This window comes from Marinobacter sp. LV10R510-11A (assembly GCF_900215155.1).
Lineage (GTDB): Bacteria > Pseudomonadota > Gammaproteobacteria > Pseudomonadales > Oleiphilaceae > Marinobacter.
Genome location: NZ_LT907980.1, coordinates 3542064 through 3559018, shown reverse-complemented (window position 1 = coordinate 3559018; position 16955 = coordinate 3542064). Strand labels below are relative to the sequence as shown.

17 protein-coding genes are annotated in these 16955 nt (G+C 54.5%); 12 read left to right on the top strand and 5 right to left on the bottom strand.

All coding sequences use genetic code 11. The features are described 5' to 3' along the window. The 3 genes from CPH80_RS17130 to panP all read left to right on the top strand — a co-directional run bounded on the left by CPH80_RS17130 (nt 1) and on the right by panP (nt 3969). Nucleotides 1-1701, top strand: coding sequence for an acyl-CoA dehydrogenase family protein (locus CPH80_RS17130; RefSeq protein WP_172898616.1), 1701 nt, complete (start codon nt 1-3; stop codon nt 1699-1701). 73 nt (nt 1702-1774) lie between these two features. Further along, the gene (locus tag CPH80_RS17125; protein WP_096279722.1) at nt 1775-2119 is read left to right on the top strand and encodes a DUF503 domain-containing protein; all 345 of its coding nucleotides are present in this window, start codon (nt 1775-1777) and stop codon (nt 2117-2119) included. 173 nt (nt 2120-2292) lie between these two features. After that, nucleotides 2293-3969: a pyridoxal-dependent aspartate 1-decarboxylase PanP gene (panP, locus tag CPH80_RS17120; RefSeq protein WP_096279720.1), complete on the top strand. Its 1677-nt coding sequence runs from the start codon at nt 2293-2295 to the stop codon at nt 3967-3969. A gap of 151 nt (nt 3970-4120) precedes the next feature. On the opposite strand, the gene CPH80_RS17115 is transcribed toward panP, so the two are convergent. Together CPH80_RS17115 and CPH80_RS17110 are read right to left on the bottom strand one after the other, a co-directional pair. Beyond that, on the bottom strand, nt 4121-4387 hold the full coding sequence (locus CPH80_RS17115; RefSeq protein ID WP_096279718.1) for a hypothetical protein: 267 nt from the start codon (nt 4385-4387) through the stop codon (nt 4121-4123). A 97-nt stretch (nt 4388-4484) separates the two neighbouring features. Continuing rightward, nucleotides 4485-6044, bottom strand: coding sequence for an inorganic phosphate transporter (locus CPH80_RS17110; RefSeq protein WP_096279716.1), 1560 nt, complete (start codon nt 6042-6044; stop codon nt 4485-4487). 207 nt (nt 6045-6251) lie between these two features. On the opposite strand from CPH80_RS17110, the gene CPH80_RS17105 reads away from it, so the two are divergent. The 5 genes from CPH80_RS17105 to CPH80_RS22695 all read left to right on the top strand — a co-directional run bounded on the left by CPH80_RS17105 (nt 6252) and on the right by CPH80_RS22695 (nt 11538). Beyond that, a complete protein-coding gene (locus CPH80_RS17105) occupies nt 6252-7355 on the top strand; it encodes a GGDEF domain-containing protein (RefSeq protein ID WP_096279714.1) in 1104 nt (367 codons plus the stop codon). Between the two features lie 165 nt (nt 7356-7520). Further along, complete coding sequence (locus CPH80_RS17100) at nt 7521-8513, top strand: IS30 family transposase (protein WP_096281730.1); 993 nt, start codon at nt 7521-7523, stop codon at nt 8511-8513. Between the two features lie 24 nt (nt 8514-8537). Further along, nucleotides 8538-8990, top strand: coding sequence for a flavodoxin domain-containing protein (locus CPH80_RS17095; RefSeq protein WP_096279712.1), 453 nt, complete (start codon nt 8538-8540; stop codon nt 8988-8990). Between the two features lie 69 nt (nt 8991-9059). Further along, nucleotides 9060-10445, top strand: a complete 1386-nt coding sequence (locus tag CPH80_RS22700) for a 7TM diverse intracellular signaling domain-containing protein (RefSeq protein WP_227520232.1) — start codon at nt 9060-9062, stop codon at nt 10443-10445. Then, on the top strand, nt 10360-11538 hold the full coding sequence (locus tag CPH80_RS22695; RefSeq protein WP_227520231.1) for a putative bifunctional diguanylate cyclase/phosphodiesterase: 1179 nt from the start codon (nt 10360-10362) through the stop codon (nt 11536-11538). Before CPH80_RS22700 ends, CPH80_RS22695 begins: the two co-directional genes overlap by 86 nt. Before the next feature lie 6 nt (nt 11539-11544). On the opposite strand, the gene tesB is transcribed toward CPH80_RS22695, so the two are convergent. The 3 genes from tesB to CPH80_RS17075 form a co-directional block, all read right to left on the bottom strand. Beyond that, nucleotides 11545-12399, bottom strand: coding sequence for an acyl-CoA thioesterase II (gene tesB / locus CPH80_RS17085; protein ID WP_096279710.1), 855 nt, complete (start codon nt 12397-12399; stop codon nt 11545-11547). A gap of 92 nt (nt 12400-12491) precedes the next feature. After that, nucleotides 12492-13646, bottom strand: coding sequence for an FAD-dependent oxidoreductase (locus CPH80_RS17080; RefSeq protein ID WP_096279708.1), 1155 nt, complete (start codon nt 13644-13646; stop codon nt 12492-12494). A 19-nt stretch (nt 13647-13665) separates the two neighbouring features. Further along, nucleotides 13666-13833: a rubredoxin gene (locus CPH80_RS17075; RefSeq protein WP_096279706.1), complete on the bottom strand. Its 168-nt coding sequence runs from the start codon at nt 13831-13833 to the stop codon at nt 13666-13668. A gap of 268 nt (nt 13834-14101) precedes the next feature. Between CPH80_RS17075 and CPH80_RS17070 the strand changes: the two genes are divergently transcribed. The 4 genes from CPH80_RS17070 (at nt 14102) to phoB (ending at nt 16920) form a co-directional block, all read left to right on the top strand. Then, nucleotides 14102-14659, top strand: a complete 558-nt coding sequence (locus CPH80_RS17070; protein WP_096279704.1) for a hypoxanthine-guanine phosphoribosyltransferase — start codon at nt 14102-14104, stop codon at nt 14657-14659. Then, entirely contained in the window at nt 14640-15227 is a 588-nt protein-coding gene (locus CPH80_RS17065) for a chorismate--pyruvate lyase family protein (RefSeq protein ID WP_096279702.1), read from the top strand. Before CPH80_RS17070 ends, CPH80_RS17065 begins: the two co-directional genes overlap by 20 nt. Nucleotides 15228-15259: 32 nt before the next feature. Beyond that, the gene (gene ubiA / locus CPH80_RS17060; protein ID WP_096279700.1) at nt 15260-16147 is read left to right on the top strand and encodes a 4-hydroxybenzoate octaprenyltransferase; all 888 of its coding nucleotides are present in this window, start codon (nt 15260-15262) and stop codon (nt 16145-16147) included. 80 nt (nt 16148-16227) lie between these two features. Next, nucleotides 16228-16920, top strand: coding sequence for a phosphate regulon transcriptional regulator PhoB (gene phoB, locus CPH80_RS17055; RefSeq protein ID WP_096279698.1), 693 nt, complete (start codon nt 16228-16230; stop codon nt 16918-16920). Nucleotides 16921-16955 lie beyond the last annotated feature (35 nt).

Below are 16955 nucleotides of genomic sequence, written 5' to 3'. Positions count from 1 at the left end.
ATGAACGCACCGCAGCCCCAACCCGGAATGTCCACAGAGAAACTTGGTGATCGTTACTTAGCGGTCACCCACGAAGTCGTCAACCAGCCGCCTACGCTGGAAAACTACAACCTGTATGAACAGGATATTGCGCTGCAGGAAGCCGTAAAGCGCGAAGGCGCCGGCAAAGCAGAAAGCGACCTGAAAGCCTTCGGTGCCTTTGCCGGCGCCGCAGCAACCATCGATCTGGGCTTTCGCGCCAATAACAACAAACCCGCTTTTAATAGCCACGATCGCTACGGCCATCGCATCGACGAAGTGGACTTTCATCCCTCGTACCACGAACTGATGCGCATCGCCTTTGAAAACGGCCTGCACAGCAGCCCCTGGACGAACCCAGGCAAAGGCGCACACGTAACCCGCGCGGCTAAATACTACATGCACTCCCAAGTGGAAGCTGCACACTGCTGCCCTGTCACCATGACCTTTGCTGCCATTCCAACCATTCGCAAACAACCGGAACTGGCAGCGCTCTGGGAATCCCGGGTACTGGCCAACAGCTACGACTCCCGCAACGTCCCCGATAGCCAAAAGAGCTCAGTCACCATCGGTATGGCGATGACTGAAAAACAGGGTGGCAGCGATGTACGCGCCAACAGCACCCTGGCTTATCCCGTGGGAAGCAATGGCCCCGGCCAAGCTTATGAACTGGTCGGCCACAAATGGTTTGTCTCCGCCCCCATGTGCGACGCCTTTCTGGTACTGGCCCAAGCACCCGGCGGGCTGTCTTGCTTCCTGATGCCACGCTGGCGCCCAGACGGCACCAAAAACCCATGGCAGGTACAGCGCCTGAAAAACAAAATGGGCAACGTAGCCAACGCCTCCAGCGAAGTAGAGCTGCGCGGCGCACTGGCTTGGATGATCGGTGAAGAAGGCCGTGGCGTACCCACCATCATAGAAATGGTCGCCATGACCCGCTTCGACTGCATGATCGGCAGCTCCGCCGGCATGCGTCAGGCTGTAGCTCAGGCCACACACCACTGCCGCCACCGCAGCGCCTTCGGCAACCGGCTCAGCGACCAGCCCCTTATGCAGAACGTACTGGCCGACCTGGTTCTGGAAAACGAAGCCGCCCTCGCCTACACCATGCGAATCGCCCGCGCTTTGGACAATCAAGACCAAGAGCACGAACGCCTGCTGGCCCGCCTGGCCACACCCGTAGGCAAATACTGGATCTGCAAACGCGCACCCAATCACGCTTACGAATCTATGGAATGCATCGGCGGCAGCGGCGTAATGGAAGACTGCATCATGCCCCGCCTGTTCCGGGAATCTCCCGTGAACGCCATCTGGGAAGGCAGCGGCAACGTCCAATGCCTAGACACCCTGCGCGCCATCCACAAAGAGCCTGAAACTCTAGACGCCTTCTTCCGTGAAGCCGCCAAAGCAAAAGGCGCCGACCGCCGTTTTGATCAGTTCCTCGCGCAACTGCAAAACGACTTTGCCGACATCAGCGATTTGCAATACCGAGCGCGAAACCTGGTCGACAGAATGGCCTTGGTCATGCAGGCATCCCTGCTGCTACGCAACGCCGACAAAGCCGTGGCAGACGCCTTCTGCGCCTCCCGACTACAATCTAATGGCGGCATGAACTATGGCAACTTGCCCTCCGGCATCGACGCCGCAGCCATTATCAAGCGCGCAACGCCTATAGTAGGCTAAGTAGAACCTTAATCTATCACTAGAGTTGGGGAGCATGTGGGGCGCAGCCCCATATGCTCCTGCACGGAGTCATATGTCTGAAGCCCTCAGAAAACTGCTCAAAGAAGGCAATGTGCCCCAACACACCGCGATTACACCGCACGTAGGCGTATTGACCCTGCACTTCCAGCTTTACGGCTGCGAAGACCTCAAAGCCAAGCGCAAAGTCTTCACAACCCTGCGCTCCGTATGGGGCAAAGAACCCGACCTGGCCATCGCAGAAACCGCCGATCTGGAAGCCCTAGACTGCGCCACTTGGACAGTCGCCGCCCTAGGCACCTCCTCGCAGCAAATCACCCAACGCCTCGACCAAGTAGAGAAAGCCATTCAAGAACGGGTCGATGCCGCTATACTCGATATTCATCGAGAAATTCTCTAACAACGCCCTGTGGCACTACACTACATCAGCCCGTATACTACGCGACCTCAGGGATGCCAGTGTGCCTGTAAGCGACAGGTTTCAAGTAACCAATGCCGGAATCAGATCCCGGCTGTATCCGTCGGGCATCCGGAACCGGCCCTGCGGATGACCACTGATAGTGTGTGGTATCTATGACCGGAAAGAAAAAATCCGCCCAAGCTTCCATCGAAGCCATGTACCGCGTGTTCACCGTGCCCGAGGCACCGGAATCTACGCTCAGTCGGATTGACCAAAACATTTCCCGCAATCTTGCAGGCTTCCTGCAGGATCATATCGTTGCGGTTGAACGGGATCTTGCAGACGTCGAGAAAAACTTCTCCGACTACGCCATCCCAGAAAAACCCGTGTTTGTTTCCGAGCAAGCTCAATTTCTGCTCGACAAACTGGTGGCCAACTCCGTTCACACTGCCTCACCAGCCTTTATCGGCCACATGACCTCAGCGCTGCCCTATTTTATGCTGCCGCTGTCCAAAATCATGATCGCCCTGAACCAAAACCTGGTGAAAACCGAAACCTCCAAAGCCTTCACACCCATGGAGCGACAGGTTTTGGGCATGATTCACCGATTGGTGTACGAAGAAGACGGCGCTTTTTACCGAAAGTGGATGCACGACCCCCGCCACGCCCTTGGGGCCATGTGTTCCGGCGGCACAGTCGCCAACCTGACCGCACTCTGGGTTGCCCGTAACCGTGCATTCCCGGCGGAAGGTAGCTTCCGCGGCCTACATCAAGAAGGCCTGTTCCGTGCCCTTAAATACTACGGCTACGAAGGTGCAGCTATCGTGGTATCACGCCGAGGACACTATTCCCTTAGCAAGGCAGCCGATGTACTAGGTTTAGGCCGCGACGCGCTTGTGGCAGTAGATACCGAGGACGACAATAAAATTAATACCGACGCCCTGCGCGATAAATGCCTGGAACTGCAGAAACAAAAAATCAAGATTATGGCAATCTGCGGCGTGGCGGGCACTACGGAGACCGGCAACGTAGACCCGTTAGACGCCATGGCAGATATCGCCCGTGAATTCGGCGCCCACTTCCACGTAGACGCCGCGTGGGGCGGGCCTACACTGTTTTCCAGAACCTACCGCCACCTATTGCGCGGCATAGAGAAGGCAGACTCAGTCACCTTCGATGCCCACAAACAGCTGTACGTGCCCATGGGCGTTGGATTGGTTGTGTTCAAAGATCCAAGCTTGGCCAATGCCGTTGAGCACCACGCCCAATACATTATCCGAAAAGGCTCCCGCGACCTGGGCACCACTACGCTGGAAGGCTCACGCCCCGGCATGTCCATGCTGATTCATTCAGGCCTGAAAATACTGGCCCGAGAAGGCTACGAAATACTGATTGATCAGGGCATCGAAAAAGCGGCAACCTTCGCCGAGATGATAGAAGCGAAGCCTGATTTTGAGCTAATAACCCGGCCCGAGCTAAACATTCTCACCTATCGTTACTGCCCGAAGAATGTGCAGCAGGCTCTGGCTTTCGCCGACCCGCTGCAGGCGGAAAAACTCAACGCCTGCTTAAACACGATCACCAAGTTCATCCAGAAAACCCAGCGGGAACGCGGCAAGGCGTTTGTCTCAAGAACCCGGCTGGAACCCGCCCGCTACTACAATTTCCCGTGCATTGTCTTCCGGGTTGTTCTCGCGAACCCGCTGACTACGCCAAAAATCCTAGCGGACATTCTAGAAGAGCAAGGTGAGCTTGCTACGGAAGAAGATATTCAGGACGAAATCAGAATACTGCATGAAATGACAGATGCCGTGTTAAAGCAGCATCAGCAGGGGCAAATACAAGCTTAGGGTAGACAGCTCACAAAATTCCGGTGAGCGGGACGGGGCCGGTTTCAGAAACCGTGCGGAGCCATGGATGGCGGAGCCGAGCGTACAGGGAGGTATTCACAGCGTGTTTCTGAAACCGGCCCCGTCCCGCTCGCTCCACTGAACACCAAACTCAGTAAAGCGCCTCTTCGTCATCCAGCACTTCGTGGATGATATCTAAGAACATGCGATCCGCTTCGCTCCACTTTTCCGGAATACGAATGGTGGTGTTAGAGCTGATCTCCCGGGCAATCAGTTCGTCAGAATCGGCCTCTGAACGAAACTTGCGGGCGATGTCTACAGACTTAACCGCAATCGTTGGGTCGCTTAGCACCTTCTTAATGAACACTCGCAGTTCATTAATCACCCTAGCCTGACGGCTTTCATTCGGTGTACCCATACCTCACCCTCCGGACAAATGAATTCTCTGGGAGCAGTGCACTCCCTCGGCAGACGCACAGTATGACCAAACCCGCGCGTTACAACCAGCCAACGCGTTAGACGAAGAGCCCGCGCAGGGTGAAAAACAGAACCGCCGCCATGCACGCCGAAGCCGGCACTGTAATAATCCAGGCTGCCCCTATACGCACCAGGTGCGATCGCTTAACCATTTCTTCTTTGTAGATTTTCTTAAGCCGCTTACGGTCTGATTTGGTCAGAGGCACGTGCTTCTTCTTTTTAGCTCGCTTCAAGAGCTTTTCCATTTCCTCAACCGACGCATTGCGGAAATCATCCAAGAAAGGCTTAAGGAGCTCCTGATCGTCCGCGTCACGCTCCTCCATAATCTTGTGCAACTGGGTCGCGTAATTAGACTTCAGGTATTCACGCAGGAAGCCAACGCCGAACACACCGCCAATGGCTATGTGTGTGGAGCTCACAGGCAAACCCAACTGCGACGCAAGAATAACCGTTAGGGCCGCCGAGAGAGCGATACAGAACGCTCGGGTTTTATCCAGCTCGGTAATCTCACTACCCACAGTTTTGATCAGACGCGGGCCAAACAGCATAAGGCCGACGGTCAGGCCCAAGGCGCCGATCATCATGACCCACAAAGGGATACTGGAAGAAGTGACTACTTCACCGCTAGTTAGGGCATCGTTAATAGCTGCAAGCGGGCCGATGGCATTGGCTACGTCGTTAGCACCATGGGCAAAACTCAGCAGTGCGGCAGCGAATATCAGGGGCCAAGCAAACAGGGCATTCACTCCACCGACGCTATTCTCCATAGTGGCTGCCCGGCGCGCGACCAGGGTACGCACTATAAAAAATGCAATCACGGCTGCAACTAGCCCAACGAGGGAGGCTTCTAGAAAGTCTACCTGAACAATCTTTTTGACGCCTTTGATCATCAGGTAAGTGCCGAACGCCCAAGCCATAATGGCCACAAGCCATGGCACGAAAGTGCGGGCCGCAGGTATCACGTCTTTCCTATACAACACGGTCTTGTTAACGATGAATAGCAGTAGAGCCGCCAAGGCTCCACCAAGCACCGGAGAGATAACCCAGCTTGCGGCAATCTTGCCCATAACCGCCCAGTCTGCGATACCCCAGCCACCAGCCGCGATGCCAGCCCCAAGTACGCCACCCACAATGGAATGCGTGGTGGATACCGGCGCGCCCATCCAAGTCGCCAGGTTAAGCCAGAGTGCGCCCGCAAGCAGTGCCGCAGTCATCAGCCAAACAAAGGCTCGGCCATCTTCCAGGCTTGTGGGGTCAATAATGCCCCCTTTGATGGTGGAGACCACATCACCACCGGCAATCAGTGCACCGGCAGACTCAAAGACACCGGCGAGAATAACAGCGGCCCCCAGAGTCAAGGCTCCGGAGCCAACAGCAGGGCCGACGTTGTTCGCAACGTCATTAGCGCCTATATTGATGGCCATATAGCCGCCGATGACTGCAGCAGCCATTAGCAGCGTACTGTTAGGCATGCCCTCAGTGAAGGCGCCTACAACCAACCAAACTCCCAGCAAAAACAACAGGCTGAACCCGATTCGGTATCGTTCTGTAGAGTTGCTGGTAAGAAGGGTGTCTAGGAATCCGCTTGAACGGGCCATAACAGAATAGGTCTCATTTGGTCTGAGTGGAGAACGAACCGCTGTATTGCGCGCAACTATAAATTTTTTGCCCTTGAATTGAAACAAATGTGCGTTCGCGCGATGCGGTCACACAATACACTTGCAATGGATGCATACCTACCATTATCTGATTCACAATAAGCAAAAGTGCCAAACAATAGCGCCGCGTATTCAGACAGGGCCACTATGACCAGAGATTCAACCTCAGGCTACCAAGCTACACGCGAACGTGAAGATGTCCAAGTTTCACGCATACTGACATGGTTGTCCCTGGCTGCGATTCTGTTTCTTATAGGCATTGCCTCCAAAGCTTGGTATTCCGGCCATACGCATCATGCCTTGGCTCTCTCAGCATTTATCGTTCCATTGCTGGCAAGCATGGCCTGGTTTGCAGCAACCGGTAATCGTAATACGCAAAAAGTGGGGCTGCTGCTTATTGCCAGCGTGCTTTTGACCTACCTGATTGCCTCCGGCGGTGAAAGTAATACCGGCCCTCTCTGGTTTTATATATTCCCGCCCCTGCTGTTTTTTCTGACCAACCTGAAAACCGGCACTATGCTGCTGCTGCTGGTTTTTCTGGTGGCTGTTATTGTATTCCAGTTCCCCAATCTGCCCTTCGTGATCGCAGAATACGACCTTGACTTCAAAATCCGTTTTTTTGCCACCCTGACTTTTGAATCAATTTTCTGCTTTATCCTGGAAGCAAGCAGGCTGAAAGCTCGTAACGAGCTACTGGATCTGGCCCTAACCCATGAGCACGCTGCCAAAACCGATGAGCTCACCAGCCTTTCCAATCGGCGGGACATCCTCAATCGGTTGTCGGAAGAGTTTTCACGATACCAGCGCTCTGGGCACCACTTTTCCATTGTCCTGATCGATCTGGATCTGTTCAAAAACATTAACGATCAATACGGCCACAACGCAGGCGATGAGGCCCTGAAGCAGTTCGCCAATCTAGTACAATCCGTCATCCGCCAACCTGATGTGGCCGCACGCTGGGGTGGCGAGGAGTTTTTGTTGCTGTTACCAGACACCTCATTGATTCCAGCCCTGACGCTGGCCGAGCGTTTGCGCCGTGAAGTGGCGCAAAATAGCTTCAGTTTTCACGGGCAGAGTTTGCCTATAACAATGAGTGCGGGCGTCTGCTCCATTGCTCAGGCCGACTCCATCGACAATCTGCTCAAGCAAGCAGACGTGCAGCTTTACAGAGCAAAAGAGGCCGGCCGTAACCGGATTGCGCCCCGAGTACGCAGCCAAAAGCCAGATATTCAAAGCGAGCCAACCGCTTGAGACCGCCTACTCTGGCCGTTATCATCCCACGCTACGAAAAACTCGGTTATTCGCTTTTGCAGCTTGGATTCATAGAATAAGTGCAGCACTTTGGATGAACAGGTAGAGGTAGGAGGGCCGTTGCCGGTACCCTCATTCGCTTTACCTACCAAAGTGAAGAGAATCATGGGATACCGACAACTGACCCAGGCACAACGATACCAGATTTCGGCCTTCTTGAGAGTAGGCTGGAGCCAGCGGAAAATAGCCCGGGAGATCAACTGCCACAGCTCGACCATCAGTCGGGAGCTACGTCGTAATCGAAGCCTGACTGAATACGAGCCGATGGAAGCCAGTCGTTTGTCCATACATCGGCGCAAAGGAGCTCGCAAATCTCATAAACGAGCGCCCTCATTGATAGATTGGGTGGCCAAGCAGATTCAGAGTGAATGGAGTCCTGATCAGATAGCCGGTTTTATGAGGCGAGTTGGCAGTATCCAAGTCAGCCATCAGTGGATTTACAATCTGATTTACCGGGACAAAATAGCAGGTGGCGACCTCTGGAGGTATTGTCGCTTGCCTTACCAGAGACGTTATCAGCGCCATCTTGCCAAGCGAGCCGGGTTAGGCAAGATCCCGAATCGCGTAGGCATTGAGTGCCGCCCTAAAGCCGTCGATGATCGCCTGCATATAGGCCACTGGGAAGGAGATACAATCCTTCACGGGCATAAGAATTCAGGCGCGGTCACTCTGGTTGAAAGACGGTCCGGCTACCTGCTCGCAGGCTGTGTGCCGAAGCTGAAAGCCCACTTAGTTACAGATGTCATCATCCGTGAGTTAAGGCCGATCAGAGGGGCCGTACAGACGATGACACTGGACAACGGTTCTGAATTTTCGGACCACCAAACATTTAGCAAAGCGTTGTCGCTGACGTCGTATTTCTGTGACCCTTACCGGTCCAGTCAGCGTGGCTCCAACGAGAATACGAATGGCCTATTGAGGCAATACTTTCCGAAAGGCACTGACTTCGCCAAGGTGTCCAGAAAGGCAACCAGGCAAGCGGTGAACAGACTGAATAACCGACCACGAAAACGGCTGGGTTATCGCACACCGGCAGAAGTTTTCTGGGGCGAATACTCAGGAGGCTTGGATACGAGCGGTGCTGCACTTATTACTTGAATCCAGGAGTAAACAGGTAACTTCATGACTCACATTCGAATTCTGGTAGGCAGCGTATACGGTGGCGCGCTTATGACCGCCAAAGCTATCAAGCAGGCGCTGGATACGGAAGGCTACTCAGTATCCGTTCTGGAGAACCCGGTGCTTGACGATATTACGTCCGACGCGGCGCCATTGCTGGTCTGCACATCAACAACTGGCCAAGGGGAGGTTCCCTCCAACCTGCTGCCTTTTTATATCGCTTTGCGCGAGCAGCTACCACAGCAAGCGGGCCGGCCTTTTGGCGTTATTGTTCTAGGGGACAGTTCCTACGGAGATACTTTTTGCGGTGCCGGCGAGCTTATGGAAGAAGCGCTTCATGAAACCTCCGCCCGTAAAGTTGGGAAAACCTTGCGCATTGATGCGCTGGAAACCCTGGAGCCTGAAAATGAAGCTTTGCCTTGGGCGCGGGAATGGATAACTGCGGCATTGACCTGAGTGCAGCTTGAGTCGTAATTAACTACGCACCATACTGCGTCAGACAATAATGATTATAAGCGGGGAATCGTGACAAGGCTCCAATGGTCTCGCGTTCTAACAGTGCTGATATTGCTTCTGCCCTTGGCGTTTACCTGTCAGGGTGCTGAGTCGTTGCGCTTTCCTAGTGTCGAGTTCTTACGCCTGGCGCCTGGCACTCAGCTCTCTCTGAACGAAGCTTCAAACTCCGGTGACTGGCAGCCTCTGGAGAACAGCAGCCCGAACTTTGGCTACACCCAGGATACTGTCTGGTTCCGTTTCGACGCTCCCGCCAACAGCAAGATTGACATGCTTGAAGTTGCCTACGCCCACCTGGATCACATCGCGTTTTATCTTACTGAAAACGGGGAGGTTACCGAGACAATCACGACCGGGGATCGCTACCCGTTTGCCCAACGCCCGATTCTTAACCGCCATTTTCTGTTCCCGTTCAGCGCGAACGCCAGAGCTGACCGGCAGATTCTTCTGGAAATTCACACCCAAGGCACCTTGCAGGTGCCTATGGCGCTTTGGAACACTCAGACATTTTTTGAGCACGCATCCGTCGAAGAACAACTTCATGCCATCTATTACGGCATTTTAATCAGCGTTATCTTTTTTAATCTGTGTGTTTTTATCGCTCTCCGCGAGCAGGTCTATCTCCTATACGTACTCTCGACGCTGGGTTACCTTTTATTGGTTGGCAATCTGAACGGCACTGCATTTCAGCTGATCTGGCCAGGAAGTCCTGAGTTGCATAGCTGGGCGGCACGGCTCACCGTGCCTTTCGCCGTTATGTTTACCCTACTGTTCTCGCGCTCCTTTCTCAGGCTCAAACAAACCGAGCCGGCCCTCAACCGTATAGTACTTGGCTTCGCGGCCATGAACGCGGCCATGATAGTAATCATCGGCTTCCTCGACTACAGCAGCGCCATCCGGCTAGCGGTCGCTCTCGCCATTCCGAGCACCTTGTTGCTTACTCTGATCGGCCCGCTGCAGTGGGCACGAGGCAACCCCCAGGCTGGGTACTACACCTTGGCATGGGGTGCGTTATCCCTTGGCAGCGCCATTACCGCAGCCAACAAGTACGGATTACTGCCAAACAATTTCATAACCACCTACGGCATGGAGATCGGGTCTTCGTTTGAGGCGATCTTACTTACCCTGGCTCTGGCGGCGAGGCTATATCAGGAGCGTCAAGACAAGGTGGAGGCCCGTGAGGCGGAGCTAGCAGCCATGGCTGCCAGGCGCTCAGCCGAACTCAAGTTGATTGAGAATTCTCTGCATAACCCGCTTACGGGGCTGCCCAACCGCACCAACTTTGAAATGCACGTGAACGACCTGATTCGCCATGCACCGCATACTGGAGCTGACCTCAAAGAACCTGAACGCCGCCATTCGCGAGCTTCCAGGCATCCTTTCTCAGGGGCAACATAATGGATGCAACTTCTTCGTAGCCTCTCTCGACCCAGAGACCTTTGCCTGCGTGGTGGATGCAAGCATTTCAGAAAACGCACCTAGGTCTGCGATACGTGCCCTGGAAGCTATCCGCAGCCCAGTTGATTATCTTGGCATGCAAATCCCGCTAAACGCCCAGCTTGGCGTTGCCGTCTCACCGATTCATGGCACAGATGCCATCTCACTGATCCGCAGAGCCTCTATAGCAGAAAGCTCGGACCGAGCCCATGAGCGCGGAATTGCTTACTACAAGCCATCTAGGGACTCATACAGCGCTGGCAAACTTACGATGGTTTCAGAGCTGCAGCAGGCACTTGCAAATGACGAGTTAGCGCTCTACTTGCAGCCAAAACTGGATTTAAGAACGGGGCGAATTACTGGTTTAGAGGCTCTCATTCGATGGCCAGGCAGAGAGCAGCCCGTTCAAGCAGATGAAATTATCATGCTCGCTGAGCAAACAGGACTAATCAAACCACTGACCCGCTGGGTGCTGGAGCAATCTCTGCAACTCCGCAACCGTCTTCTCGAGAACGGCCATCACCTTGATCTCTCAGTGAATATCTCGCCCAACAACCTCAGAGAGCCGGATTTCCCGCTTTTCGTTAAACGGCTGATGAGTGCTCACCCTCGGCATGAAGGCGCTATCATCTTTGAAGTGACCGAAACGTCGATGATGCAGGACCCAGTCAATGCTCTGAAAACGCTTAACTCACTGGCAAACGCGGGCATTCCGGTGTCTATTGACGATTTCGGGTCGGGTTACTCGTCGCTTTCCTATATCAAGCAGCTGCCCGCCAGCGAAATCAAAATCGACCGTTCGCTTATCACGGACCTAGCCACCGAAGAGGAAGACCGAGTTATTGTGCAGACCACCATAGATATGTGTCACAGCCTCGGCTACCAGGTTGTCGCCGAGGGGGTGGAAGACGAGGCTACTGCGAACCTACTCAAAGGGATGGGGTGCGATATGATTCAGGGCTACCTGCTGAGCCGGCCTCTGCCGCTTGAACACATGCTTAGCTGGCTCGCCGAGAGGCGAGAAATTGCCACCCCCCAGCACGCACCCGGGTAATTCGTATCAGCGCTGACGAATCAACGCCTCCTGGGTTGTAGAAGCTACAAGAACCCCACTCTGAGTAAAAAAGTTACCGCGGTTAAAGCCGCGGCCAGAGGAAGCACTTGGGCTGTCTTTGTCGTAAAGCAGCCAGTCCTCCATGCGGAAATTCCGATGGAACCAAATCGCATGATCCAGGCTTGCGATCTGCAGATCCTTATTCATAAAAGTTACACCGTGGGGTTTAAGAGATGTCCCCAAAAACGAGAAGTCTGATGCGTAGGTAAGCAAGCAGCGGTGTAGAACCGGGTCATCAGGCAGCGGGCCCAAAGCACGAATCCAGCTCTGCTTGTGTGGTGGGCGCTTTTCCGGCTGAAACGGGTTTACTGGATTCACCGGGCGGATCTCGATAGGCCGGTCGCGAGTCATGATTTCCCGTAAATGCTCTGGCGCCTGGGATGCCATCATCTTGCCCCACTCCTGCTCAGAGCGCAGGGTTTCAGGGCTTGGTGCATCGGGCATCTCAGCCTGATGCTCGAAACCCTCCTCAGCGGCATGAAACGACATAGAGCCGGTCAGAATTTCCTTACCATCTTGGCGAGCAATAACCCGCCGAACCGCAAAGCTGCGCCCATCACGCACCCGCTGAACCTCGTAATCGATAGGCATATGCTTGTTGCCCGGGCGCAGAAAATAGGCATGCATAGAGTGGCAGAGGCGGCCTTCAACGGTGTGGCTGGCAGCCATCAGCGCCTGCCCAAGGACCTGTCCTCCAAATACGTGGGGAAACCCGAGATCCTGACTGTCGCCCCGATAGTGATCCTCGCCAGCGGGAGTCAAATACAGCAGTTCCACCAATTTTTTTGTAATCTCAAGCATGCCTGCTCCTGTTGATTCGTTAGCTCGCGAAGTAGTTTCTACCTCAAGCGGGGAGTTTTCGCAACGAAATGTGCCTTTAGGAGGCAGGGTATTCAAGAGTGAATAGGCGGTACGACTTTGGACAGTGCCTGCTTTTCTATTGCAAACCGGCCGGTAACCGCAAAACCCAACACATCGCCATCCGCGTTTTTGAACAGGGTTTTTACATGGGAGCCATCCTGCTCAGTTTCCCAGCTCCCCTGAGCATCGGGTGGAGGCGGACAAACAGCAGCCGGGCAGCAGGGTGTTTTAATCATCACTGGCATAGTGCCGTAGCTCACTTCTGTGCGCTCACCCGTAAGGGTTTTCGCCAGAGCACGAGAGCAGGCCATCAAAGGCAAAACATAAAGCAGTACATGGCCATCCACCTCGGCACAATCACCTAGCGCATAGACATCCTGCGCCGATGTTTCGAGTGCCCGGTTGACCGTGATGCCCCGGCCTACATCAAGATCTGCCGCGCGAGCCAGTTCCGTGCGCGGCCGCAGACCCACAGCGGAAACCACAATATCCGCCTTCAGTTTTTCACCATTGGCCAAGAATAGCGTTACGCCAGCGTCTGCTGGCTCAATTCGCTCAACCACGGTTTCCAGATGAAAGCGCACACCCAGTGATTCCAGCTCTGCCTGCACAGCATTGGCGGCGACTGGTGGCAGCAGGCTCGGCATCACGGCGTCAGATGGGGCAATAACCTCCACCTCGTAATCGCCGTTACGCAGGTCGTTCGCAAACTCACAACCAATCAGCCCAGCTCCCATAATAGCCACACGACTTCCCGGCTTCAGCGCCTTGCGAAACGCTCGGTAATCCCCCAGATCGTTAATAGGAAAGACCCACTCCTGGCCATCGCCCGGTATGGTCAGGCGAACGACATCCGCGCCCCAGGCAAGCACCAGTTTGCTGTAGGACAGACTATGGTCACCCAGCAATAACCTGTGGCCGGCCGTGTCTATACCGGTCACCGTTGTATAAGTGCGTAACTCCAGGTTCAGTTGCTCTGCCATGGCTTCAGTAGCCGCTTGGGCCAGGCCTTCCGCATCCTTGCCTTTGGTGAAACCCGTAGACAGCATGGGCTTGGAGTAGCTAACGCCATCATCCGCGGTCACCATGACAATCCGGGCTTCCTTATCCCGCTTACGGATTTCCCGTGCCAGGGAATAGCCCGCCAAACCTGTTCCGACAATAACGATGGGGGTCTGCTCTGTCATAACCATGCTCCGTTCGGGTTTAGCTGATTTCGATCATTTCAAAATCTTCCTTGCCCACACCACAGTCGGGGCAGACCCAGTCCTCGGGTACATCGTCCCATTCAGTACCTGGCTCAATACCATCCTCTGGCCAGCCTTCCGCTTCATCGTAAACCAAGCCACATACCACGCACTGCCACTTCTTCATAAACGATCTCTCCACCACACATTTGTGGCCGCAATGTTAATTGTCTAACAATACCTCAACAAGTACTTTTTGCATCGACAAACCTTATAATCTGCCATGCGGCTCATTTGCGAGCGTTGCAGCGCAATGATACCCGGCACATAGGGATTGACCAATGCCGGTGCAGACGCCTTGCCTAAGTTTTTCTGCCAATTGTAGGTGATGCACCCCCTCCCCTCCGCCAGCGCTCTCCGGTATAATCGCCGCTTTTACGACAGGACCGACCGTTATGACCGATACCGTCGCTGAAATGAATCAGGTTATGGCCGAAGCTGATTGCCTGGTTGATGAGCAACAGGTACAGACTGCCATTCGCAAGCTTGCCGCCGACATTACCGGCCGCCTTAAAGACAGCAACCCTCTGCTGTTTTGTGTAATGAACGGCGGACTGATCTTTACCGGCCAGCTTCTGCCCCGGCTCACGTTTCCGGTGCAAGCAGAATACCTTCACGCAACACGCTACCGGCAGGAAACCACTGGCGGTATTCTTGAGTGGAAGCTCCAACCCGACGCCGATATGAAAGACCGCATCGTGCTGATTATTGAAGACATTCTTGACGAAGGCACAACCCTGTGTGCTATCGCAGATTATTGCCGGGCCCATGGTGCAAAACAGGTGCTGACAGCCGTGCTGGTCGATAAACAACATGATCGCAAGGCCCACCCGGATCTCAAGGCAGATTTTACCGGTTTGGATGTAGAAGACCGCTTCCTGTTTGGTTACGGCATGGATTACAAAGGTTATTGGCGCAACGCTCCCGGGATTTATGCCGTCAAAGGTCTCTGACATCGATACCCGAGCAGATAACCCCAGCCTGATCATCCCGCCAACCGACTGGTACCAATCTCTTGCCGCGGCCGGCCTCCGCAACCCGGATGTTCACGGCCAGGCCCGCTGCTGGCTGCAGGTAGAAGGCTCCTTTACACGGGCGCTGCAAAAACAGTGCACAAGCTCGTTTCATGTAGAGATCCAGCGGGAAGGGTTTGCCGCGCCGACCCTTGAAGAAGCCAGGCGCCTCAGAATCCCCCCGCGCCAAAAAGCATGGATCCGTGAAGTACGCCTTTGCGGCGACGGCGAGCCCTGGGTGCTCGCGCGCACCGTTATTCCCCTTGCCTGCCTAACGGGTGAAGGCCGGCGGCTTCTGCATCTTGGCAGCAAACCCTTGGGCGCCTTCCTGTTCAGTAGCCGAGGATGGCAGCGCGGCTCGCTTGAAACCGGGCTTTGCAATCACCCGCGCGGTGAATCATCGAAAGCCAGCGTGCCTGAAATTGCACGACGCTCCTTGTTTAGCAACAAAAAGAGCGCTCTACTGGTGGGTGAATACCTGCTTCCGGTTCTTTACCAAAAAAACTGATTTCTTTCCAAATACCCCAAACGGATGGATCCATGCTGCCTGTTGCCTTGCCAGACCACATACGGAGCCGACTTACTGATTACGCACAACTGCTGCGCATCGACCGCCCTATTGGCACATTGCTCTTGCTCTGGCCTACCTACTGGGCTCTCTGGCTTGCAGGTGACGGCAGCCCAGGCATTGGCAACATCATTGTCTTCACTCTGGGTGTTTTCTTCATGCGCGCCGCCGGTTGCGCCATTAACGACTTCGCCGACAGGCATTGGGACAAGCACGTAGAACGCACCAAAGACCGCCCGCTGACCACCGGTCGGGTGAAGGCCTGGGAAGCAGTCGCCCTGTTTGGTGGGCTTTGTATGGTTTCCTTTCTGATGGTCGTGCTATTTACCAACACTCTTACGCTCTACCTGTCCTTTGGCGGTGCTGTGCTGGCGTTCATTTATCCCTTTACCAAACGCTACACCCACCTGCCTCAACTATTCCTAGGTGCCGCCTTCTCCTGGGCCATCCCCATGGCATGGGCCGCCGAAGCCGGCGAACTCAGCCAAATCACTTGGCTATTATTCACCGCCAACGTGCTCTGGACCGTGGCTTACGACACTCTGTATGCCATGGTTGATCGAGACGACGACGCAAAGGTAGGCATTAAATCCACAGCCATCCTCTTCGGCGATGCAGATCGAGCCATCACTGGCGCACTACAAGCCATGGTGGTGCTCATCCTCATCATTATTGGCCACCGCTGTGAACTGGGTACCTTCTACTACCTTGGTTTGGTTGCCATGGCCTGCCTGTTTATCTACCAACAGTACTTGGCCAAAGATCGCGAGCGCGCCGGTTGCTTTAAAGCATTCCTAAACAACAACTGGGCGGGGTTTGCCGTTTTTACGGGCCTGGTCATCGACCTGATTGTCTCTTAAGAAGGCCTGTCACATAGTTGTAACACTCAGGCGCTGTAATGGGTTTGTAATACATCAAGGTCTGAAACAGGTTATAGATTATGACTGGAAAAACCGTCCTGATTGTCGACGACGAACCCGCCATCCGCGAAATGATCGCCGTTGCACTGGAAATGGCCGATTATGAGTGCATAGAAGCCGCAGACGCGCGCGAAGCCCACGCCCTGATTATCGACAGGCAGCCGGATATCATACTACTGGACTGGATGCTGCCCGGCACCAGCGGCATAGAGCTCGCCAGACGCCTGAAGAAAGAAGAGACCACCGCAGATATTCCCATCATCATGCTTACCGCCAAAGTCGAGGAAGACAATAAAATCCGCGGTCTGGAAGTGGGCGCGGATGATTACATCACCAAACCTTTCAGCCCCAGAGAACTTGTCGCCCGCCTGAAGGCCGTACTTCGTCGGGCAACGCCTCCCGGCATCGACAGCCCCATTGATGTAGACGGTCTAACACTGGACCCTTCAAGCCATCGCGTCACAACAGACGATAGTTCCCTGAGCATAGGGCCTACAGAGTACCGCCTGCTGCAATTTTTTATGACACATCAGGAAAGGGTGTATACACGCTCCCAGCTTCTGGATCAGGTGTGGGGCGGCAACGTTTACGTTGAAGAACGCACCGTTGATGTGCACATCCGGAGGCTGCGCAAAGCCCTGGGGGATCGCCACGATTATCTGATACAGACCGTAAGAGGCGCAGGCTACCGGTTCTCTACCCAGCCCGCCTGATAGGCCGGCCCAAAACACAAGAGCAATACAAGGCA